Annotated in this window: 23 protein-coding genes; 19 read left to right on the top strand and 4 right to left on the bottom strand. The window is 60.1% G+C overall.

The genetic code is table 11. The features are described 5' to 3' along the window. Positions 1-143 precede the first annotated feature (143 nt). On the bottom strand, positions 144-914 hold the full coding sequence (locus tag E7V67_010045; GenBank protein ID WUR15419.1) for an AcaB family transcriptional regulator: 771 nt from the start codon (positions 912-914) through the stop codon (positions 144-146). A 479-nt stretch (positions 915-1393) separates the two neighbouring features. On the opposite strand from E7V67_010045, the gene E7V67_010040 reads away from it, so the two are divergent. The 3 genes from E7V67_010040 (at position 1394) to E7V67_010030 (ending at position 4132) form a co-directional block, all read left to right on the top strand. After that, positions 1394-1951, top strand: coding sequence for a hypothetical protein (locus E7V67_010040; protein WUR15418.1), 558 nt, complete (start codon positions 1394-1396; stop codon positions 1949-1951). Positions 1952-1968: 17 nt separating this feature from the next. Beyond that, positions 1969-2967 (top strand): toprim domain-containing protein, encoded by a 999-nt coding sequence (locus tag E7V67_010035; protein ID WUR15417.1) that lies wholly within the window; start codon positions 1969-1971, stop codon positions 2965-2967. A gap of 97 nt (positions 2968-3064) precedes the next feature. Beyond that, positions 3065-4132, top strand: a complete 1068-nt coding sequence (locus tag E7V67_010030; protein WUR15416.1) for a DUF932 domain-containing protein — start codon at positions 3065-3067, stop codon at positions 4130-4132. Between the two features lie 45 nt (positions 4133-4177). Here the strand turns inward: E7V67_010030 and E7V67_010025 are convergent, their stop codons facing one another. Then, the gene (locus E7V67_010025; GenBank protein ID WUR15415.1) at positions 4178-4876 is read right to left on the bottom strand and encodes a S24 family peptidase; all 699 of its coding nucleotides are present in this window, start codon (positions 4874-4876) and stop codon (positions 4178-4180) included. Between the two features lie 262 nt (positions 4877-5138). On the opposite strand from E7V67_010025, the gene E7V67_010020 reads away from it, so the two are divergent. The 4 genes from E7V67_010020 (at position 5139) to traD (ending at position 9749) form a co-directional block, all read left to right on the top strand. Continuing rightward, complete coding sequence (locus tag E7V67_010020; GenBank protein ID WUR15414.1) at positions 5139-5477, top strand: hypothetical protein; 339 nt, start codon at positions 5139-5141, stop codon at positions 5475-5477. Positions 5478-5487: 10 nt separating this feature from the next. Then, the gene (locus tag E7V67_010015) at positions 5488-6102 is read left to right on the top strand and encodes a FlhC family transcriptional regulator (protein WUR15413.1); all 615 of its coding nucleotides are present in this window, start codon (positions 5488-5490) and stop codon (positions 6100-6102) included. 82 nt (positions 6103-6184) lie between these two features. Then, positions 6185-7864 carry a MobH family relaxase gene (gene mobH / locus E7V67_010010; GenBank protein ID WUR15412.1) on the top strand — a complete coding sequence of 560 codons (1680 nt, stop codon included), beginning with the start codon at positions 6185-6187 and terminating at the stop codon, positions 7862-7864. Further along, positions 7845-9749, top strand: a complete 1905-nt coding sequence (gene traD / locus E7V67_010005) for a conjugative transfer system coupling protein TraD (GenBank protein WUR15411.1) — start codon at positions 7845-7847, stop codon at positions 9747-9749. The genes mobH and traD overlap by 20 nt, the downstream gene beginning before the upstream one ends. Before the next feature lie 524 nt (positions 9750-10273). Here the strand turns inward: traD and E7V67_010000 are convergent. Together E7V67_010000 and E7V67_009995 are read right to left on the bottom strand one after the other, a co-directional pair. Then, positions 10274-10540, bottom strand: a complete 267-nt coding sequence (locus tag E7V67_010000) for a hypothetical protein (GenBank protein WUR15410.1) — start codon at positions 10538-10540, stop codon at positions 10274-10276. 448 nt (positions 10541-10988) lie between these two features. After that, the gene (locus tag E7V67_009995) at positions 10989-11624 is read right to left on the bottom strand and encodes a cation transporter (protein WUR15409.1); all 636 of its coding nucleotides are present in this window, start codon (positions 11622-11624) and stop codon (positions 10989-10991) included. 65 nt (positions 11625-11689) lie between these two features. Here E7V67_009995 and cadR point away from each other — a divergent pair, with 65 nt between their 5' ends. The 12 genes from cadR (at position 11690) to traL (ending at position 19560) form a co-directional block, all read left to right on the top strand. After that, complete coding sequence (gene cadR / locus E7V67_009990; protein WUR15408.1) at positions 11690-12100, top strand: Cd(II)/Pb(II)-responsive transcriptional regulator; 411 nt, start codon at positions 11690-11692, stop codon at positions 12098-12100. Between the two features lie 144 nt (positions 12101-12244). Further along, entirely contained in the window at positions 12245-12553 is a 309-nt protein-coding gene (locus E7V67_009985; GenBank protein WUR15407.1) for a helix-turn-helix transcriptional regulator, read from the top strand. A 56-nt stretch (positions 12554-12609) separates the two neighbouring features. Further along, positions 12610-13110, top strand: a complete 501-nt coding sequence (locus E7V67_009980) for an arsenate reductase ArsC (protein ID WUR15406.1) — start codon at positions 12610-12612, stop codon at positions 13108-13110. Between the two features lie 28 nt (positions 13111-13138). Further along, entirely contained in the window at positions 13139-13618 is a 480-nt protein-coding gene (locus E7V67_009975; protein ID WUR15405.1) for an arsenate reductase ArsC, read from the top strand. Between the two features lie 76 nt (positions 13619-13694). Next, positions 13695-14975 (top strand): arsenic transporter, encoded by a 1281-nt coding sequence (locus tag E7V67_009970; protein ID WUR15404.1) that lies wholly within the window; start codon positions 13695-13697, stop codon positions 14973-14975. Positions 14976-14984: 9 nt separating this feature from the next. Next, complete coding sequence (gene arsC, locus E7V67_009965) at positions 14985-15413, top strand: arsenate reductase (glutaredoxin) (protein ID WUR15403.1); 429 nt, start codon at positions 14985-14987, stop codon at positions 15411-15413. Next, entirely contained in the window at positions 15406-16122 is a 717-nt protein-coding gene (arsH, locus tag E7V67_009960) for an arsenical resistance protein ArsH (protein ID WUR16257.1), read from the top strand. The genes arsC and arsH overlap by 8 nt, the downstream gene beginning before the upstream one ends. Positions 16123-16541: 419 nt before the next feature. After that, complete coding sequence (locus tag E7V67_009955) at positions 16542-16874, top strand: hypothetical protein (protein WUR15402.1); 333 nt, start codon at positions 16542-16544, stop codon at positions 16872-16874. 143 nt (positions 16875-17017) lie between these two features. After that, complete coding sequence (locus E7V67_009950; protein ID WUR15401.1) at positions 17018-17407, top strand: hypothetical protein; 390 nt, start codon at positions 17018-17020, stop codon at positions 17405-17407. A 111-nt stretch (positions 17408-17518) separates the two neighbouring features. Next, on the top strand, positions 17519-18055 hold the full coding sequence (locus E7V67_009945; GenBank protein ID WUR15400.1) for a lytic transglycosylase domain-containing protein: 537 nt from the start codon (positions 17519-17521) through the stop codon (positions 18053-18055). A gap of 825 nt (positions 18056-18880) precedes the next feature. Next, positions 18881-19237, top strand: coding sequence for a hypothetical protein (locus E7V67_009940; protein ID WUR15399.1), 357 nt, complete (start codon positions 18881-18883; stop codon positions 19235-19237). 20 nt (positions 19238-19257) lie between these two features. Then, the gene (traL, locus tag E7V67_009935; protein ID WUR15398.1) at positions 19258-19560 is read left to right on the top strand and encodes a type IV conjugative transfer system protein TraL; all 303 of its coding nucleotides are present in this window, start codon (positions 19258-19260) and stop codon (positions 19558-19560) included. The last annotated feature ends 4 nt before the right edge of the window (positions 19561-19564 follow it).

The following is a 19564-nucleotide window of genomic DNA, read 5'->3' as shown; positions in this document are numbered from 1 at the left end:
CGGGAAACGCAGGGCCAGCTGCTGCTATGTACAATCTAGTCTGTATCTTCCTGAAGTCAAAGCCTGTCTGTGTACGATGCTTTTCGCGCTGGTCCATAGCCGTCGCAGATGCGAAGGCTGGCCGAGCGCTGCAGCTGCGACTGCTATTTTTCTGCTACGGCTTCCAATTGCCGCGCCCCCTCGACCTCGGCTTGGGGTGCATCAGCAGAGACTTCGGTAACTACTTCGGACGATAACTGCTCGGAGTCAGTCTGCGCTGCATCCTGTTGATCGACAGTCTCGGCAGCCCCTTGCTTTAGCTGTTGTGCGTTGATCCGCTTGTGTAACCCGAAACGCGTCTGACGCATTGCGCTACCGATCGACCTTACAGCACGCTTCGCCTTGGCCTTCCGCACAGCCATTTCACCATTCGGCATCACCTCGTCAATAACGAGTGTCTCGAGAATTTGCATCAGCTGGTCGACCTTGCAAATGAGTTCGAGGTAGCGTCGGCCGAAGCGCGAGTGAACCCGGGCATCGACTATCAGCGGAGCGATGTCGTAAGTGGCTAGATCAGTGATCCCATTTCGGTGACAGAGTTGCTCGGCATGCACCAATGCATCGTTGAGAAGCGCAGTGTTCTTCTCCACCAATTCCTCAAGTGCGGCCACTGCGCTTTCGATTTCAGCAGAGGGCAGGTTGATCGGCGCGATTACCGTGATGAAGTGCATGTTCAGCGAGGCCCCATCGAAAAACCTCAGGAAGAGGCGTTTTCCTTCGGGGCTCTGCAATGTCGTGCGGATCTTGCGGCTAGCAGACTCGACCCTGCGGAAGTCAGTCTTGACTTCTCTCGACAAGAGCCGCTGGTTGGTTTCGCCGTTATCGCTCTGCGTCGTAGTGACACCGATCGGCTCGGCATTGGTGGGCTCGCTCATTTTTTCCTCCCGCATGGGCCGTATGCGGATCCATCTTCAATTCGTCCTATTCGATTTGCCACCCGAAATCAGAACCAGTGCGCGCGGAATTCGTCAACAGTGGTCCGAGGGGCCGGACCGCATCGTATGCCATAGCGTCAGCGCGGCGGATCCAACCCGCGTTTCCCGCGAATCATTGACAACCGTGCACCGGCGGCATAATTTGATATGGCAGCAGCTAGCCCTGCGTATCAAGGCAAGCCTTCGAACCCTCCTCGCGGCACCACGCATCCATCCGCTCTTCGTCGTTCCGAGAACATTCCTGCTGCAGCAAGCGTGCATCAAGAAGCGTTTTCGCGACGGTAGCTGGCACCCCGTCCGATCGGCACGCGCCGACAGTTCGCCAGCATTCACACGCACCGTTCACACACGGCGCATTTCCCAAGCCGGGACGCGGTCCCTGCAGGGGACTGCCGTTCCTCCATACAAAGGAGAACAGCATGACATCCAAGGTATCGTGGCGCCGAGAATTCCGTGAGGAGCTCGTGCGTCGCGCGTGGCTTAGGCCATTAAAAATAGCTGCGGCATCACAGCACAGCTCGCTGCTGCAATCAGCAGCCGCCGATGACTCACCAGATGGTGAATGGTCCGAGGAGGAAATCGTCTCGCTGCACTGGCGCCTGTTGAAGCGCATTGAGGCCCTTTCAGACGCGCGAACACCGCTCGAAGAAAAGCTGGACCTGCTACGCTGGGTATTTACTGACCCAGCGCTAGATACGCAGCCATTTTCCTTCGTCAACTGCGTGAAAGTCGTCAGCTTGAGCCCCCTGTCCCCGGCACCCTACTTCATCGGCATGGTCGATTCGGAAGAGGTGCGCGACTGGATTCGCCGAAGGATCGGCGTTTGGCTCACTATTTCAGTGGATTCCTACCCGGCATGGGTGCAACAAGCCATCGCCGCCCGCCCGGATTGGATCGCTTCGCAGTTGGAACGAAACCCGCAGTGGCTCAATGAGCAGTTGCGCCGCAGCTATGTCGAAGGCGACCTTTTCACGTAGCTGGTTGGAGGTACCTTATGGACAAGCTCGAATTCGAGACCAGGTATCGGAAGATGCTCCAGTTGGCCCACGGCCGTTGGACCACAATTCTGCGACAGCTCGGTGTGAACGAGCGGATTCTCAACAAGCGTAACCAGCCTTGCCCGCTGCCGGGATGCGGTGGACGCGACCGCTTTCAGTACACCGACAAGTTCGGCGAGGGGAATTATCACTGCCGGTACTGTGGCGCTGGTGGAGGTTTCAAGCTTCTGCGTGGCACCATGGGTTGGAGCGCTGTAGAGACCCTTGAGCGAGTTGAACAATGTATCGGCATGCTCCCAAACGGGATTCGACACGATCCGTCGCGGCCCAATGCCAAGGCATTGGACATGGCGCACCGGATCTGGTCGGAAGCGCGGCCGATACAAGTGTCGGACCAAGCACATCGCTACCTGCTCGCACGCAGGCTGCAGCTGGATACCTATCCCGCAACGTTGCGGTTTCATGCGGCGCTGGGATACTACGAGCGCACTTGTGATGACCGATGCGTTCACGTAAGGGACTACCCTGCCCTGCTGGCCAGGATAGACAGCCCGACCGACGCGCTCGTGGCTCTCCACAGAATTTATCTGGAGAATGGCTCGAAAGCGAGTGTCGCTGCGCCGAAAAAGACCCTGTGCGCGAACTTTGAAGGTGGCGCGATTCGTCTGGCCCCGGCCACGGAAGTTCTGAACGTGTGCGAAGGGCTCGAGAACGCGCTGGCGGTGTTTAAGCGCAGTAGTGGCGAACCAGTGTGGTCGGCCATATCAGCGAGCAATATGCAAAGCCTATGGATACCCCCAGGTGTTCGCTTCCTCAGGATCTACGCGGATAACGATGCCGACTCTGATTTTGCTGGCCAGGTGGCAGCATTCACATTGGCACGCGCAGCCCGTAAGCGGAAGATCGACGTCAAGGTTTTTGTCCCACATCGAGCCGGCAGCGACTGGGCCGATGTGTGGTATGCCCGCTCGGCGCATCTCGTCAGAGTCGTCTGAGCTATCCGTAACGCTCCGTACGCGCATCCGCTCGTCCGAGAGCCGTATAGCCAAGTCTCACCGGCTTGGCACTATTAATCCTTTCCAGGAGAATCAAATGAAATCAGGACGCAATCTGCGTGACTTGGCGGTGGAGCTGCGCCGTCAGCTCAACGCCAAACAGGACCTGCTTGCACCATCCCGGCTGATTCAATGCGATACCGGACCGGGTGGCACGTGCGAATTAGCGCTCGATGTGGCGGGAGATCGGCGCGCGTATATCGTCAGCGACATTGCGATGCACCAGCTCGCGGAAAAGCTGAAGATCCCCTTCGGCTATTTCGAACGCATGCGCCGCGAGCGGCCAGAACTACTTGACGAAAACGTCAACACCTGGCTGCAGGCTTCGGGAAACGAGAACAGGCTCGTCCGGACGCTCGATGGCAGGGTTCGCGCATTCCTGTCCGACCGATATCGCCGGCTGGACAACTACGATGTCGCGGAGTTTGTTCTGCCCATTCTCGAGCGTCTGCCTGGGGCGGTGCCGGCTTCGACCGAACTTACCGAATCGCGGATGTATATCAAGTACATCTGCCGGCGCCTGCAGTGCGAAGTCGCACCCGGCGATATGGTCTGTGCGGGCGTCGTCGTGAGCAACTCGGAAGTCGGATGGGGACACCTCACAGTGGAACCGCTACTTTACCGGCTCGTTTGCAGTAATGGTCTGATCGCGAAGGACCTGGTTCTGCGCAAAAAGCACTTGGGTAAGACCATGCAGCTGCAGGAAGCAGCAGTCGAACTATACAAGGAAGACACGCTGCAGGCAGATGACCGGGCGATCCTGCTCAAGGTGCGCGACATGGTCGAAGCCGCGGTATCCGATGTGACGTTCAGGCTGATCGTGGACAAGCTGCGCCGTACCGCTGGCATCAAGCTCGCCGACGATCCCGTCAAGTCGGTGGAAGTGCTGGCCCACCGATTTGCGCTATCGGAGGACGAACGTTCCGGGGTATTGCGCAGCCTGATCGAAGGCAGCCAGCTATCCGGATACGGACTCGTGAATGCGGTCACAAGCTATTCGCAGGACGTTCTCGACTACGACCGCGCTACCGAACTCGAAACAGTGGGTGGCCGGCTCGTCTCGCTAAGCGACAGCGAATGGCGCGAGATCGCCGACCCGGCCTGAAGCACACTTGGTCACGCACGGCTCTCGCCGTGTGTGACCAAGCAGCTAAAATCTCTTCAGCTCGAAAGCCATCGTCACCTTGCCAATGACCTCGAACTCTGCCTTCTTACACTTCCCTATGTCGACGGTCATTTGTTCGTAACGCTCGTTCGCGCAACGCAAGCGATACTTCGTGTCTCCGGTCCGTTCGACGAAGCGCACCATTGATACGCCGGACAATGTGAGAAAGTAAATGCCGTTTCCAGTGATAGCGCTGACGCTGCCGTCGACCAGAAACGGCATATCGTCACCAATGACGGGCGCCATGTCATCGCCTTTCATCAGGTACACATCGTAGCCTTGAGCCAGTCTGTCCATATGAAAGTCCAGGCGAGAGGTCCAGTCTGCCGATGGCATCCGCGGAACGAGTTCGCGCACGGTGGCATGGGCGCTCTCCTTGGGAAAGGGCCGGCGCAGCCGCACCAGGCCAAGCATCCAGTTCGCGTCCACTTCGAGTCGCAGGCACAGGATTGCCAACGAGCGCAGATCGGGAAGGCCGGGGGAGCGATCCGACAGCCAGCGCATGACCGATTGCGCTGCGCGACCGGTCTCTACCGACAGGTAACGCACACGCTCCGTGGCGTCGATCCCGCTCCGATCGAGTTCGGCGACCAGCCGCTGTCGTAAACCGGGAATAAGGTCTGGCGCTTTCGACAGTGTCGCGGACAACTGCCGCGACGAGGACTGCACGTGTGTTCGTACCATGTCGTTCCCCTTGACGCCCATAGCATAGCACTTGCTACCCTACGGTGCGCAAAGACCAATCCGCTTCGACGCCACAACCACAGGCAGTCCTGATGTCTTCATACAAATAAAACGGCCAAGTTTTCATTATGCTAGCAACTGCTATTGCGATTGTAGGAGCCATGGCCTAGCCTAATCACAAGCAGCACCGTGCTGTCTCTGACTTGAACCGTTTTACACCCAAGATGCGGAATACCGCGTCAACAAGCTACAGGACTCAACCATGGATAACCAACTCAACCTCACGAACGTACAGTACGTGAACTTCAATTTGCTGATGGCGATTCATGCCAACGTTCAGCGCGACCCGATCTCAGCGGCTTACCAGTTTCATCTATCCCGATCCCAAACAGAGAAGCTCGAATCGCTGTCACTGGAGGGGCTGGAATTGCTGGCGACTGCCATGCATGCCGAATGCCTCTTCGCTCCCCGCGCCAATTTGGACCGCCTGCTCGACGCGCCACCGGGCCTATCCATCGCACTTGCAGCCGTTAGTAGCCAAATCCGGGGCGACTCTGCTGTGGCACGCGTGGAGCGTCGGATTAACCGCGCGTCGATCTGAGGCTGACTGCATGGCCCGCCCATACGTCGAGCGGCATATCCACGCTCTTTCTCTCGCTCACGCGTGCGTGCAGCTCGGTGCGCGAATGCGCACCATCTCATACATTACCGGTCTGACGCACACTGAGCTCGCAAAGCTCTACCCTTCTGGCGAACGAGTATTCAAGTGCGGCCGCCTGCCCGCCTCTGCGGACTGGCTAATAGACAAGACCAATGTACTGGTTCGTGCCGAACTCTCGATCTTCGCAGCCATCTTTTGTCGCCTGATCGACAGCGATTTCGGCCTGAGTGACGCCGTTGTCGCAGGCTACAAGATGTATGCCAATATGTGTGCGGGCCCTTCCCGCATCTCCTTTGATCGCGCGTTCGACGTGGCTTGTCACCTCAAGGGAATCTGGGCCCATCCGACGGCAAGCATTGCCCTCTACCCGTGCCCGCAGTGCCATTCGCTCTATTTGTCGAGCATTGGGAATCTCAGCGCAGCATCGGACGGATGTGTCTTTTGCCGACTGCTCGCAAGGTACGACAGGGACCCGCGGATACAGGCCATGTTCCCTTGCCGACGAGTTCCAGTACGCTCTCGTCACAGCGTGTGCGCGTTAGCGCATGTGAAAGCAGATACGTAATCAGCATATGCCGCTACGCTCATTCCGGGTGGAGCCCCATCAAGACTAACGCGATGATCAAGGTTCCTCCCGGGGGAAATTCATGGCGTTCATATTCAAGCGTGGTGTTGCCAGAGCCGATGATGAAACGAGCGGAAAGCGTATGCCGCAGCCGTCTGAAGCCGCTGCAGGCGAGAACATGGCAGCAGGCGTGCCGTTTGCGCCAATCAAGGCCTCCAAGCTCATCGAAGCGAACGGCGAAGCGTTACGCAGGCTCAAGCTTTGCTACGGCCGAGAGGACGGTCAGTTCGAGAGTGAAATCATGACCGTGATCGCGAGATATGCGAATTATGTGAACGGGCTACCTGCGACCGCGGACAACTACTTCTCGTGGCCGGGCGGACTCTTTCGCTTAGGGCTGGAATGCGCGTTCTTTGCGCTCCAGTCCACCGATGCGCAGATCTTCGAAGGAAGAGCATCCATTACCAAGCGCCGGGGACTGGAGCCGAGGTGGCGCTTGGCTGCGCTGATCGCGGGGCTTTGCATAGAGCTGCAGCCGCTGCTCAATATCGCAAAGGTCACGGCACAAGACGGCTCCTGCTGGCAACCTTGCTCGTTGCCGTTATCGGATTGGCTCGAAAGGTACCCCGGCGGCCATTGTCATATCGTATGGTCGGAGCGGCCCAGGTTGGATGGCATACAGAACTTCTACGCTTTGCCGCTTATCGTGCCTGCTACAGCCATCGAATACCTGGGCGCGGACAATAGCGTCGTCATCCCAGCGATGCTGGCGGCACTCGCGAGACTCCCGCTGCCTGGCTGTCCGGATACCCTCACCACTTTGGTACGCAAAGCTGCCGCGTGCGCGATCAGCAAAGATATTCGCAGATTGTCGGCCGCCCGCGGCGGTACGGCCATAGGCGAAAACGTCGCAAGGCTCCTGATCGACTGTATGCATGACCTTGTCCACAGTTCGGCGACCTGGCTACCGAACAGCGGCAAGTCGCGGGTCTGGCACGCCCAAGATGGCACCTTCGTTGCATGGCCAGGCGCCGCGCACGACTTGTCGGCTTACGCCGACCGCGAGCGTCTCTACGGCATGCCGCGTGATCCGGACGAGATGCTGGCTGCTCTGGACAAGCAACATTGGCTCGTGCAAAACGAAGCGGGATGTATCTGGCACATCGAACCTCCGGGGTGCTCCGGGCCGATAGAGTCGATCAAGCTGGCAGCCCCTGAGTTTGTACTGGTGAACCAACTCGTCACGTGTAGCGTGCTCTCACCTATCGCGCTCTCAACGCTCGACGAGGCTCCTCACGCTCAATGCTCCATCGAGGAATGCCCTCAGGCGCCGCAGGAGAACGCCCCATCAACAGCCCCGTCGCAGCGATCAAAGGGCCTGAGTGCATTCTCTGGACAATTGGCTGAACGCATGCCTGACCGGCATTCGTGCATGCGCCTACCTGCAGCGGTAGCGAGTGTGATCCGCTCCGCATTGCGCAACTTGGCAACGGGTTCCGCTGCCGGTGGCGCGCATGCGCTGGACATTGGGATACTGATTCCTCTGCCACTGTTCCGATCCGCCAAGGTCGATGTCAGGTTCGCAGCCCGCTGCCTCGCCGAGGTTGGGATGCTCGTCCCAGGGGAAGGGGACGCCCCGGTACACACAAGGGTGCTGGAGGGTGCCGAACTCCAGGGGCTCGTACTAAAGACGGATGCGGTAACGGGTCTCGGACCGCTCGATACGGCTGGCGGAGGTAGCGATGCTGGCGCGCAAACTTGAAACGCCTTGGCGAAAGGCGTTCGAGTTCTATGCCGCCGCCGGCTGGCTCGGATCGGCCTGCGGCTGCCTGGCACTCTCACCCGGCTACATTCCTAACGTCGTGGCTGCGGCGATTGGTACTGTTGCAGCGACAATGGCGACCTGGCGATTTTCTCAAGGCACAGACATTCTGCGCCGGCGTGCGGCATTATCGGGACGTGCTATGGCGCGTATCAGCTTTGGCCACTTTCACCGGCTGACGACCGATCCCGACCAGGTGTTCCTCGGCTACGGCTTCGAATGGAAACCGGAGCACTCGCAGCGTCTATACGAGCTGTGCAAGGTCGACTATCGCGATTTCTCGGTGTCCCCGTTACTGGTTCGTTTGTTCGGCTACGAACTCGATGCACAGCCTGACGCAGAGATCGGCATGCCCTATGTGCACGGAGTCGAGCAAACCGAAAAACCGCTCTATCGCCCGCTGCAGAACCTGGAAGGCGGCACCCTGGTCGTCGGCACGACGCAGGCCGGCAAAGGCGTCATGTTCAGCTGGCTGATTGCGCAAGCGATACGCCGCGGTGACATCGTCATCATTCTGGATCCGAAGAATTCGAAGCGCCTCAAGCGTATCGTGGAGCACGCCTGCCGGGTCTATCGCGGCCCTGACACATTCCTGTGGTTTCACCCCGCGTTTCCCGAAACTGGGATACGTATCGACTTCACCTTCAACTGGCAAAAGCCGACCGAGATCGCCTCCCGCATTCAGGCCATTCTTCCGCCCGACACGGCGGGGGCATTCTCCGCGTTCGGCTGGGACGCAATCAATGTCGTCGTCCAAGGCCTCGTCGACCTGGAAGAACGGCCCAATCTGGTAAAGCTTACGCGTTATATCGAAGGCGGTATCGAACCAGTGCTGGAGGAGACGCTGCGCCGCCTCATGTTGCAGCTGCACGGTACGCAGTGGCGACAAGTGAGCGAGGTGGCAAGGCATTTGGAGAGGGGGCATAAGGGACAGATTAAGTCGACTTCGCCAGTGGCAACTGCGGAACTGCTGGGTCTTGTCGAGTATTACGAACGTTACGTCCCCATTGGGCAACGCGAGAAAGTCATCGATTCACAGCTGCGCGTCTTCCGTCATAATCGCGAGCACTACCAGAAGATCACGGCCAATCTGCTGCCGATTTTGTCAATGCTGACTTCGGGCGATCTTGGCCGCACCCTGTCGCCTGATCCGCTTGATCGCGACGACGAGCGCCCGATCATGAATTTCGAGAAGATCGAACGTGCCGGCCACGTGCTCTATATGTGCCTCGATTCATTACCTGACTCCTCCGTCGCGTCGGCTATAGGCGCCCTCGCCCTGGCCGACTTCGCGGCGCGGGCCGGCATGCTGTACAACCTAGGCCAATATCGCCGCGTTGCCCTATTCGTGGACGAGGTCTCAAACGTCATCAATACGCCACTGATCGAGATACTGAACAAGGGCGCCGAGGGCGGGGTTTACACGACCGTCGCGTTGCAGACGCTGGCGGACCTCGCCCAGCGCCTGGGCAGTGAGAACGCGGCGCGCATGGCGCTGGGCAACCTGAACAACATATTTGCGTTCAGGACCAAAGACAGGTTGACGCAAGATTACATCGTCGAGACGTTCGGCAAGACTGGAATCCACAGTCTTCGGGTGGCACAAACAATGGCCAGCGACACGCACGTCGGCGACTTCACCGCCACGACCTCGACGCAGCTGTCCGAAGCGCTGGAAGAGACGGTTCCTGCCGACATTCTCGGCAAGCTACCGAACATCCAATACTTCGCTTCGGTATCGGGCGGTAGGCTCATGAAAGGTCGGTTACGTCTGCTTGATACCGCCCCCAGCCTTACGAGCCCCGTACAAGGTTTATCGAAATGATCCGCATTCTCGCGGTCACGTTGATGACGGCGCTACTTGGATTTGTGCTCTGGCTACCGGCCAGTTATCCTGCACAGGCTTTTTACCAGACCGTCCAACTTGACCATATGACTTGCAGGGCAGCTCTTGGCAAGGCATACAGCGATCGAGCCTTGGCGTTTGCTCTCTCATCGAACCAGTCTAGCGCAGCGCGGTCTACGTCGACGAATACCGTTGGCATGAGCAAGCCGGAACAACGTCTGGCGGCCGGCCTGGAGGCGATCGGCACCCGTCTTAGCAATGGCCGCTACAGCAAGGCGCTGAACGCAATGATGACTCTCGCCTTCTATCGCCTGGCGCTACTGCGCTCACTGGTCATTGGAACGTTAATTCTGCTCTGTCCAGCCCTGTTGGACGCAGCTGTGCGGCGAACCGTTCGTACCCATCAGTTCCAGCGACATTGTCCTGAACGATGCACTTTCGGGTTGGCTGGCGGACTGATAGCCTGCGCAGCTCTTGTAGCGTACACTGTTGCGCCTCTGCATTTACACCCAGCATTTGCATGGTCTGCTATAGCTACAATAATCTACTTCTTGTGTGTCGTGTTGGCGAATTATCACCATAGCGCTGGCTGAAACTCCAATGTCAATGCCAGAGTTCGAAATATAGAGCGATACTTTCACCATCGATACCGCCGTCGAACAGTACGGCCCTTGCACCGGTGTAGCCTCTGCGTTCGCCGCAGCGAGGGCGTCGGCCGACGTGAGCAGCGAGCCGGCGGCGACCGTGATTTTGATGAGTTTGGATTTCATGGGTTCTTCCTGTAGTATTAGAAAAATGCGGTGAGCTATCGCATTTTTCAGTCGGGCGGAACCCAAATGGCGGGATTAGGCGACGGTAAGACCGCGCTGACTTCGGACATCTGCGCACTGCCGGCATCGGCTCGCAATCCAGCCAACCGGCACCGGCGGCGGCGCGATGGCCAGCCCGATGGGCGCGCAGCCCACGTTAAGACATGGCAGTGAACAGTGCCGATCCGGACGGCAGTCGTGCGACGAGCGCGCTGGTGCACAGGGCCATGGCCAGGATCAGCAAAAGAATGACTTTCATGGCCTCCTTCTAGCGACTTTTGAGCTCTTGCACGAATTGCGCAGCCCCTGCAGACGGCCTCAGCAGAACCGAGCGCCTGCGGTGCAGGCATAGCAAACCCGCCAACCGGGCCGCCAATATGGCTTTCCAGGGCATGAGGCAACCATTGAATTACGCGCCTAGCGGCTGCGCCCGCAACATATCGAGCTCGACCCGTGCGTGCCGGACGATCTCCCAAGCGGAGGTCAGCCCGAGCACTGCCATGATGGACGCGACGGCTATATCCGGCCATGCGGAGCCCGTACCGAACACGCCGCCAGCTGCCAGTAGCACGGCCAAGTTCCCGATCATATCGTTGCGCGTGCAAAGCCACACAGAGCGCATGTTCGCATCGCCTTCGCGAAAGGCGTACAAAAGGATCGCCACCACACCGTTCGCCATGAAGGCTACGATACTGACCGTGCCCATGGTGATTGCGCTTGGAGCCTGTCCCTCGAGGCCCGCCCACAGTGCCTTGCATAAGACGAGCACGCCGAAGCTGCCCATCACGATGCCCTTCGCATATGCCGCACGGGGACGCCATACCGCTGCCATAGTCAGTACGAAGAGCGACACTGCGTAGTTGCCGGCGTCGCCAAAGAAGTCTATAGAATCGGCAAGCAGCGCGGCGGATCCGGCATGCAAGCTTGCTGCCAGCTCGATTCCGAACATCACGACATTGATCAACAAGGCAATCCACAGGACTCGCCGGTAGCGCCTGTTCAAGACCTGGGCTGCGCCACATGCGTTCGAGCAGCAATCGGCCATGGCATTCTCCTTCCAAAATCCGATTAGAATTCCTCTAGTAACTACAAGGTCAAGCGGAGACGGCGATGTACTTGAAAATTGGTGAGTTGGCGGCTCGCGCCGGGTGCCTGCCGGAGACGATTCGCTTCTACGAGCAGCAAGGCTTATTGCCCGCGCCGGGGCGATCCGCCGGCAATTATCGGCTCTACGACCGGTCGCATGAGGCCCGTCTGACCTTTATCCGCCGGTGCCGGTCGCTCGGCATGTCGCTGGGCGAAGTCAAATCGTTACTGCTATTCCAGGACAACCCGGATCAGCCTTGCTTAGGCGTCGACGCATTGGTGGATCAGCACATGAGTCAGATCCAGCAACAAATGGCGGAGCTCCTGGCTTTACAGGAGGAACTCGCGCGCTTGCGTGCAAGCTGTCGCCACGGTGCATCGGTACGGGAGTGCGAAATCTTGCGTGGACTTGCGACTCTGCCGCCAGCACCCTAGTCGGTCAGTAGGGTTCTCCGCTTGGCAATAAACCTCGCGACGTGTGTCATCAAGTCGTCAAGGTGATTCGAGATTATTTGAAATGTCGCACCGACTACGGTATTATATTTCCACGATTCTCGAAACATCGAATGGAGTGCGACCATGCAGACGAATGATGTATTGGCGGCGTTGGCGGCGTTGGCCCAGGAGAGCAGGCTGGCAGTGTTCCGATTGCTTGTACAGGCCGGACCCGACGGGCTCGCAGCCAGCAAGATCGGCGAGCAGCTCGACATCGCGCCCTCCTCGCTGTCGTTCCACTTAAAGGAGCTGACGCACGCGAAACTGCTCACGTCTAAGCAAGACGGTCGCTTCGTGATCTACTCCGCAGACATCCAAACCATGAATGGCCTCATCGGCTTTCTCACTGAAAACTGCTGCGGCGGCATCCCATGCGCGCCCAAGCGCGGCTAACGCCGCCAAGGGAACACTGCAATCACTGAAGTTCGTCCAGCTAACTAGGAGTCCTTATGGAAGACAAGGTTTATAACGTGCTGTTTCTATGCACGGGCAATTCCGCGCGCAGCGTGATGGCTGAAGCACTGGTTACAACGATGGGGCAAGGCCGGTTCCGCGGCTTTTCTGCCGGCAGCCACCCTACCGGCGCAGTCAACCCGCTGGCGCTTGAGCAGATTGCCACAACAGGGTATCCGCTCGAACAGCTGCGCAGCAAGAGCTGGGACGAGTTCGGCCAGGCAGGCGCACCGGTGATGGACTTCATTTTCACGGTCTGCGACAACGCCGCTGGCGAGGTATGCCCCCACTGGCCCGGGCACCCGATGTCGGCCCACTGGGGTTCTGAAGATCCTGCAGCCTTCGTCGGCACGGCGGATCAACGACGCGCCGTGTTCCAGAAGGTGTTCCGCCAGATCCGCGCCCGCATGAGCATTTTCGTGAGTCTTCCACTGCATATGCTCGAGAAGAACGCAATCCAGCATGAAGTGGCGGCGATCGGCCGTACCGCTGTCTGACTATCTACCTACCCACCCGAACGACACCATGAACGTACTGTTTCTCTGCACCGGCAATTCGTGCCGCTCCGTCCTGTCCGAAGGGACGTTCAACCATTTCGCGCCAGCCGGCCTGAAGGCGATCAGCGCGGGCAGCCAGCCGGCTGGCCAATTGCACCCGCGCGCCGTCGCCATACTGCACCGCAAGGGCATTTCCACCGAGGGTTATTACAGCAAGTCGTGGGACGACCTGCCGGTCACGCCCGATATCGTCATCACAGTGTGCGGCAGCGCAGCCCGCGAGACGTGCCCGGCGTACCTGGGGCCTGTGCTGCGCGCGCACTGGGGGCTGGACGATCCGAGCCACGTGGTCGGTACTGAGGCAGAAATCGAGGCGGCATTCGAGCGCACCTACGACATCATCATCGCGCGCCTGCAGGCGTTCCTTGCGCTGCCGCTGCAAGAGCTGCGCAATGACAAGGCACGCTTCAAAGCCGAGTTGGACCGCATCGGCACCCTTGTGCCCTGATACCGGCCCACCGCCGCTGACTCTTTCTTACGGGCGCCCGTGTGCGCCTTTACCGACCTTCTTTTAGGATGCACCCGTGCTGATTGCGTTTCTGATCTTTCTCGCAACACTAATTTTCGTCATCTGGCAGCCGCGCGGCCTCGGCATCGGCTGGAGCGCTGCCGCCGGCGCCCTCCTCGCCCTGCTGGCGGGCGTTATACACGTCGGCGATATTCCCGTGGTGTGGCACATCGTCTGGAACGCGACCGGCGCCTTCGTGGCGGTGATCATCATCAGCCTGCTGCTCGACAAGGCCGGCTTCTTCGAATGGGCTGCGCTGCACGTGGCACGCTGGGGCAAGGGCAATGGCAGGCGTCTGTTCGCGATGCTGGTCCTGCTCGGCGCGGCCGTCGCCGCCGTGTTTGCCAACGATGGCGCGGCGCTGATCCTGACACCGATCGTCATCGCCATGCTGCGCGCACTGCGCTTCAATGACCGCTCGACCCTGGCATTCGTGATGGCGGCCGGCTTCATCGCCGATACGGCGAGCCTGCCGCTGGTCGTGTCGAACCTGGTCAATATCGTCTCCGCCGATTACTTCGATATCGGCTTCGCCCGTTACGCGGCCGTCATGGTGCCGGTGAACTTCGTCTCGGTCGCTGCCACGCTCTGCGGTCTGCTGCTGTTCTTCCGCAAAGACATCCCCGCAGATTACGACCTGGCGCAACTGAAGCGCCCTGATGAGGCCATCCATGACCGCGCCACGTTCGTGACCGGCTGGTGGGTGCTGGCCTTGCTCCTGATTGGCTTCTTCTGGCTCGAGTCGATGGGTGTGCCCATCAGCGCAGTTGCGGCAGCGGGCGCCGTGCTGCTGCTGGTCGTCGCCGCCCGCGGCCATCGCATCTCTACCCGCGAAGTGCTGCGCGGCGCGCCCTGGCAGGTCGTCATCTTCTCGCTCGGCATGTACCTCGTCGTGTACGGGTTGCGCAATGCGGGCCTCACCGATTACCTGACGACGCTGCTGAACCGCTGCGCCGAATATGGCGTTTGGGGTGCCGCACTGGGGACAGGATTCATTACCGCCATCCTGTCGTCCATCATGAACAATATGCCTACCGTGCTGGTCGGCGCCTTGTCGATCGATGCGACGAGCACGCAAGGCATCGTGCGCGAGGCGATGGTCTACGCAAACGTGATCGGCAGCGACCTGGGGCCGAAAATTACGCCGATCGGCAGCCTGGCCACCTTGCTGTGGCTGCACGTGCTGGACAGCAAAGGCATCCATATCTCGTGGGGCTATTACTTCCGCGTCGGTATCGTGCTCACCCTGCCGGTCCTGCTAGTTACCCTGGCCGCCCTGGCCGTTCGCTTAGCTTAAGGAGACATCATGAGCGTTACCATCTATCACAATCCCGCCTGCGGTACGTCGCGCAACACGCTGGGCCTGATCCGCAACGCCGGCATCGAGCCGCTCGTCATCGACTACCTGCGGCACCCGCCGGACCGCGCCACGCTGGCCGGGCTGATCGCACAAGCCGGCTTGACTGTGCGGCAGGCGATCCGCCAGAACGGCACGCCATACGCCGAACTGGGCCTGGATGATCCCGCCATGACGGACGACCAGCTGCTCGACGCGATGCTGGCGCACCCGATCCTGATCAACCGCCCTTTCGTTGTCACACCTGACGGCGTGCGGCTGTGCCGCCCTTCCGAGGTGGTGCTCGACATTCTTTCCATGCCTCAACGCGGAGCGTTCACCAAGGAAGACGGCGAACAGGTGATTGATGAACAAGGAAAGCGTATTCACCATGACTAATATCCCGGACCTGCCCAATATTCGCGCGGACCAGCTCGACATACCGTCTGTACACAGGCTGGAACCGGCCGGCGACATGGACCATCCGCCGCGCTTCCTGCTGCTCTACGGGTCGCTGCGCGAACGCTCGTTCAGCCGCTTTCTTATCGAAGAGGCGGCGCGCGTTCTCGAACACTTCGGCGGCGAGGTCAAAATCTTCGATCCGACCGAGCTGCCCATGGCCGGTAGCGTGCCTGAGGACCACCCCAAGGTCGTCGAGCTGCGCGCGCTTTCGCTGTGGTCCGAGGGCCAGGTCTGGTGCAGCCCCGAGCGCCATGGCGCCATCACGGCGGTCATGAAGAACCAGATCGACTGGATTCCGCTGGAACAGGGTGCAGTGCGGCCGAGCCAGGGCCGCACCCTGGCCGTGATGCAGGTGTGCGGCGGTTCGCAGTCGTTCAACGTGGTCAATACCCTGCGCTTGCTGGGGCGGTGGATGCGCATGTTCACCATTCCGAACCAGTCGTCGGTGCCGATGGCGTACAAGGAGTTCGATGATGCCGGCCGCATGCGGCCTTCCGCCTACTACGACCGTATGGTCGACGTGATGGAAGAGCTGTACAAGTTCACGCTGTTGACGCGTGGGCGTAGCGCCTACCTGACCGACCGCTACAGCGAACGCAGCGAGCGCGCGATGAAAGCGATCGACCGGCAGATCAGCAAGATTTGATCCTGACGGGGTCCCGCCGCCGCAGGTCGCATCTCCTGGGCGCGGGCGCCGACGCTGGCCCAGGCGGGCCTAAAACAGCCAGCTGTAGTTCGCTGATTTGCCGTGCCAATGCGCTGGCGGGGCCCATGCCGGTCAACTGGGCCTCCTGGCCTGCCTTCCGTTCGCGTGGCACACTGCACGCTTCCAGGGTGGCGGCCGATGCCGCTTCGGCGAGCTCGGAGCGCCGCCGGACATCGGCCGCTTGGCTTCCGATAGTAGCAGGATGCGACTCGACCATATCCAACTGCTCGATCTTGCGCTGCAGACCGCGACTGATTCAGTATCCAGATATACGCCTTGCTTGCCCGCTGCCAGTCGGCCGCCACGGCGCCTGCCTCCTTGTTCAATCGGGTCATCTGCCCCTGCCTGAGCGCCGCGGCTTGCTGGACCTGCTGGAACTCGGCCTGTCCCGCTTGCAGCTGGTGCTCACGCGGCCTGGCCTCCTGTTGGCGCTGCTCTTTCACTGCAGTGCGGAAGTTTTCCAGCACCTCGCGCGCGTGCAGATGCTTGTCTTCCTGCGACGCCTGATGTCGTTAGGTGATGCTGACGCGTTCGATCAGGTCCCGGCTGCGCTGTTCGCCCGTTTAGCGCGCCAGAATTTCATCAGCTCGCAAGAGTGCGCGCGCCAAACAAAGGCTGGTATCAGCCGATTCGAAATGAGTGCACTGATTACGCGGCATACCGGCGTGCCGCAGTGGGTTCCAGGGGCGTAGGATACTTCCAGCTTCCGTCATCCCAGTGCTAAACCATGAACGCCGATCGCCAGCCATCCGAACCTAGAGACTCGGGACGTACTCAAGGGCCTCGTTCGCCGTCTACCCAGGCGGCAAGTCCAACCGTGGTGACACTCGTTCACATGACGGAATTTGGACGGTTGGAGCAGCTGTATCACGAACCCGAGAACCAATCGCCGCGGTTTCATACGCCCGATCTGATCAGCGCGTGCGTATCGGTCGTCTTCGATGACGTCGCCGCCGCAGACCGGATCTTCCACTACATCCACACGGCGCTTCTTCTACGTCCTACAGATACCCCGAAACACACTGCCGCGATCTGGCGCTCTCAGTACGAGCTGCTGCTGGCACTACAGCGATCGCCTCGGAACCGCCAGCCAAACCCTCAGTTCAACCTGGATCACTTCACTACCGCCTGCGTTCATCTTGCGCTCGATCGCAGCGACGCAAAGCACACGATCTTCGAACATGCGCGGCGAAACACTGCCAAACGCGCATCCGCGATCACCTAAACCCGAACAATTGGCCGACCGCTCGCGCCGCCCGCCACACCCGTTTGACCAGTGTCCCGCCAACTGCGGGTGAACGCGGCTTCGTCGCCGCTCTCGGGTTAACCGTTCGTCATGCGAATCTTGCTCGCCCTGCTTCTCGCCCCTGTCGCTCTGCACGCGCACGCGTCGGCCCCATGCTGGCATCTCGCCGCAATCGAAGGCGGTGTTACCGTCGAACTGCTACAGGCGATCGCCTGGACAGAATCGTCCATGAATCCGAGCGCCGTCAACGACACGCACAGGCACAAGACGGGCACACGCGACATCGGACTCGTCGGTATCAACACCGCTCCCCGGGTGCTGCGCAACCTCGGCGTCTCGGAATCGGATCTGTTCGATGCATGCATCAACTTGCGGGCCGGTGCGCGGATACTTCGTGAAAAGATCGCCCGGCACGGCATGACTTGGGAAGCCGTCGGTGCATATTGCGTTTCATGCACACGGCTCAAGGGCGACGAATGTCGCGCAGCGCGAGCAGCGTACGCCTGGCGTGTCTATCGAGCCATGGGCAAGCACGCAAACGCAGGCGGCCCACGCCACATCGCCAGCACGGCTAGGGCTCGCGCCAATACCATCGAATCACCTGCATCGATCATGAGCCTGCGATGAACCCACTGCTCACCGCCATCCTCGTCATCGCGCCCCTTGCTCAATTGGGCGGATGTTCGCTCAACCGGCTACGAACGGACGACTCGCCCGCTCCACCTCGGCCGGTAAGAGATGACTACAGTATCGTCCAGACGGGTTTTGGTTCGAGTGCGCGCTTCGCGATCTGTCGAAAGCCCACTTGCCCCCTACCGACGACTAAGCGGTCAATCGTGGCCGCAGCATCTAGTCAGTCGGGCTTACCCTGGCAAACGCATAGTAGGGTCGATTGGGCACTTACGTATCCGCCTGAACCTGCTCCCCCCGCCCACCTGTCACTCTATTACCGTCCGGGTGATACCCAGCTGGACGAGGCCCGCCAGCGCTCGATTGATGCGTTCCTTACCGGGAAACCGGCAGCACGAGTGAACGTGGTTGCGCGAACGGATGCAAGCGGTTCCGCGCGCGTCAACCAACATATCGCACAACTGCGAGCTGCACGTGTGGCCACCTATCTTCGCGAGCGTGCGATCGTACCGTTGGCGTCTGTCGCTATCGATACCGCGGTTCTGTGCTGCCAGCGCACCGGCAAGACTGGGCCGTCCGAGCGTTCTCGCGATCGACGCGTGGACATCCAACTGACCTTTCCGAGTGCCAGTCCTTCGCCATGAACACACAATCCCCCCGACAGCGGCAGCGCCCGCGAAGCGGCCCACGGGCGCGCGCCATCGCTACCGGCGAGACGTGGCGCACTCGCGCCAGTCGCGCCCGCGCTGCGCATGCCAGGGGCCCACCAGATCGTCCAAATAGACGCTCGATTTCCAATCTTCCAGCCCCCGTGGAGCCAGCATGAACACCTTGAACAATCCCGCCGCAGTTACCCATCTCTGCCGCTTCTGTGGCCGCTCGGTGGTCACAAACAGAGCGGCAGTCGTACTATTCGCAAGCCTTATGACGGGCACCGCGCTTGCGGTAGACCTGGAAGCATTCACAGGCCTGGAAGGCCCGCTCCTGTCCGCCTTAACAAAACTGGCGGAGCTCACGCCCGGCCTGAAGGCGCTCGTTGGATTCATCGGCTTCGCCGTTGCCTTCATTTCCTTGGCGGCGTTGCGCAACTTTAGCCCGGTCCTCTACTACATCGGCATGGCGATTTTCGGTTCTGTCGGACTGGTAATGGGCGGGGCTATCCTCGGCGCGGTGATCTGACCGATCCTGGTGGAGCAAGCATGTCCGACGACGATACATATATTCCACGCCGGCTCGACGACCAATGGAAGATCGGCCTGTGGGACGTCGATGTCGCCGCGCCAGTCATGCTGGCGCTGTTTCTCGGCTGGCTTGCGGGTAACTACCTAGCATTCGGCGCCTGCCTGGCCGGGGGGATTTATCTCAGCAGGAAACTGAACAAAGTAAAGGCGGACAAGCATCACGCCTATGCCATCCACTGGATGTATTGGATGCTGCCTCCGCTTCCTTTGACGGCGCTGCGGGTGACGCCACCTGCGCACATCCTGCGCATGATCGGCTAGCGGG

It is taken from the genome of [Empedobacter] haloabium (assembly GCA_008011715.2).
Classification (GTDB): domain Bacteria; phylum Pseudomonadota; class Gammaproteobacteria; order Burkholderiales; family Burkholderiaceae_D; genus Rugamonas; species Rugamonas haloabia.
This window is presented reverse-complemented; position numbering and strand designations above follow the sequence as displayed.

Coding starts and splice junctions, on each gene's coding strand:
- E7V67_009940 (WUR15399.1), top strand. CDS start 18,881: ATGAACACCTTGAACAATCCCGCCGCAGTTACCCATCTCTGCCGCTTC.
- E7V67_009980 (WUR15406.1), top strand. CDS start 12,610: ATGGAAGACAAGGTTTATAACGTGCTGTTTCTATGCACGGGCAATTCC.
- E7V67_009995 (WUR15409.1), bottom strand. CDS start 11,624: ATGGCCGATTGCTGCTCGAACGCATGTGGCGCAGCCCAGGTCTTGAAC.
- E7V67_010040 (WUR15418.1), top strand. CDS start 1,394: ATGACATCCAAGGTATCGTGGCGCCGAGAATTCCGTGAGGAGCTCGTG.
- E7V67_010045 (WUR15419.1), bottom strand. CDS start 914: ATGAGCGAGCCCACCAATGCCGAGCCGATCGGTGTCACTACGACGCAG.
- traL (WUR15398.1), top strand. CDS start 19,258: ATGTCCGACGACGATACATATATTCCACGCCGGCTCGACGACCAATGG.
- arsC (WUR15403.1), top strand. CDS start 14,985: ATGAGCGTTACCATCTATCACAATCCCGCCTGCGGTACGTCGCGCAAC.
- E7V67_010015 (WUR15413.1), top strand. CDS start 5,488: ATGGCCCGCCCATACGTCGAGCGGCATATCCACGCTCTTTCTCTCGCT.
- E7V67_009950 (WUR15401.1), top strand. CDS start 17,018: ATGACGGAATTTGGACGGTTGGAGCAGCTGTATCACGAACCCGAGAAC.
- E7V67_010000 (WUR15410.1), bottom strand. CDS start 10,540: ATGAAATCCAAACTCATCAAAATCACGGTCGCCGCCGGCTCGCTGCTC.
- E7V67_010025 (WUR15415.1), bottom strand. CDS start 4,876: ATGGTACGAACACACGTGCAGTCCTCGTCGCGGCAGTTGTCCGCGACA.
- E7V67_010030 (WUR15416.1), top strand. CDS start 3,065: ATGAAATCAGGACGCAATCTGCGTGACTTGGCGGTGGAGCTGCGCCGT.
- E7V67_010020 (WUR15414.1), top strand. CDS start 5,139: ATGGATAACCAACTCAACCTCACGAACGTACAGTACGTGAACTTCAAT.
- arsH (WUR16257.1), top strand. CDS start 15,406: ATGACTAATATCCCGGACCTGCCCAATATTCGCGCGGACCAGCTCGAC.
- cadR (WUR15408.1), top strand. CDS start 11,690: ATGTACTTGAAAATTGGTGAGTTGGCGGCTCGCGCCGGGTGCCTGCCG.
- mobH (WUR15412.1), top strand. CDS start 6,185: ATGGCGTTCATATTCAAGCGTGGTGTTGCCAGAGCCGATGATGAAACG.
- E7V67_010035 (WUR15417.1), top strand. CDS start 1,969: ATGGACAAGCTCGAATTCGAGACCAGGTATCGGAAGATGCTCCAGTTG.
- E7V67_009985 (WUR15407.1), top strand. CDS start 12,245: ATGCAGACGAATGATGTATTGGCGGCGTTGGCGGCGTTGGCCCAGGAG.
- traD (WUR15411.1), top strand. CDS start 7,845: ATGCTGGCGCGCAAACTTGAAACGCCTTGGCGAAAGGCGTTCGAGTTC.
- E7V67_009945 (WUR15400.1), top strand. CDS start 17,519: ATGCGAATCTTGCTCGCCCTGCTTCTCGCCCCTGTCGCTCTGCACGCG.
- E7V67_009975 (WUR15405.1), top strand. CDS start 13,139: ATGAACGTACTGTTTCTCTGCACCGGCAATTCGTGCCGCTCCGTCCTG.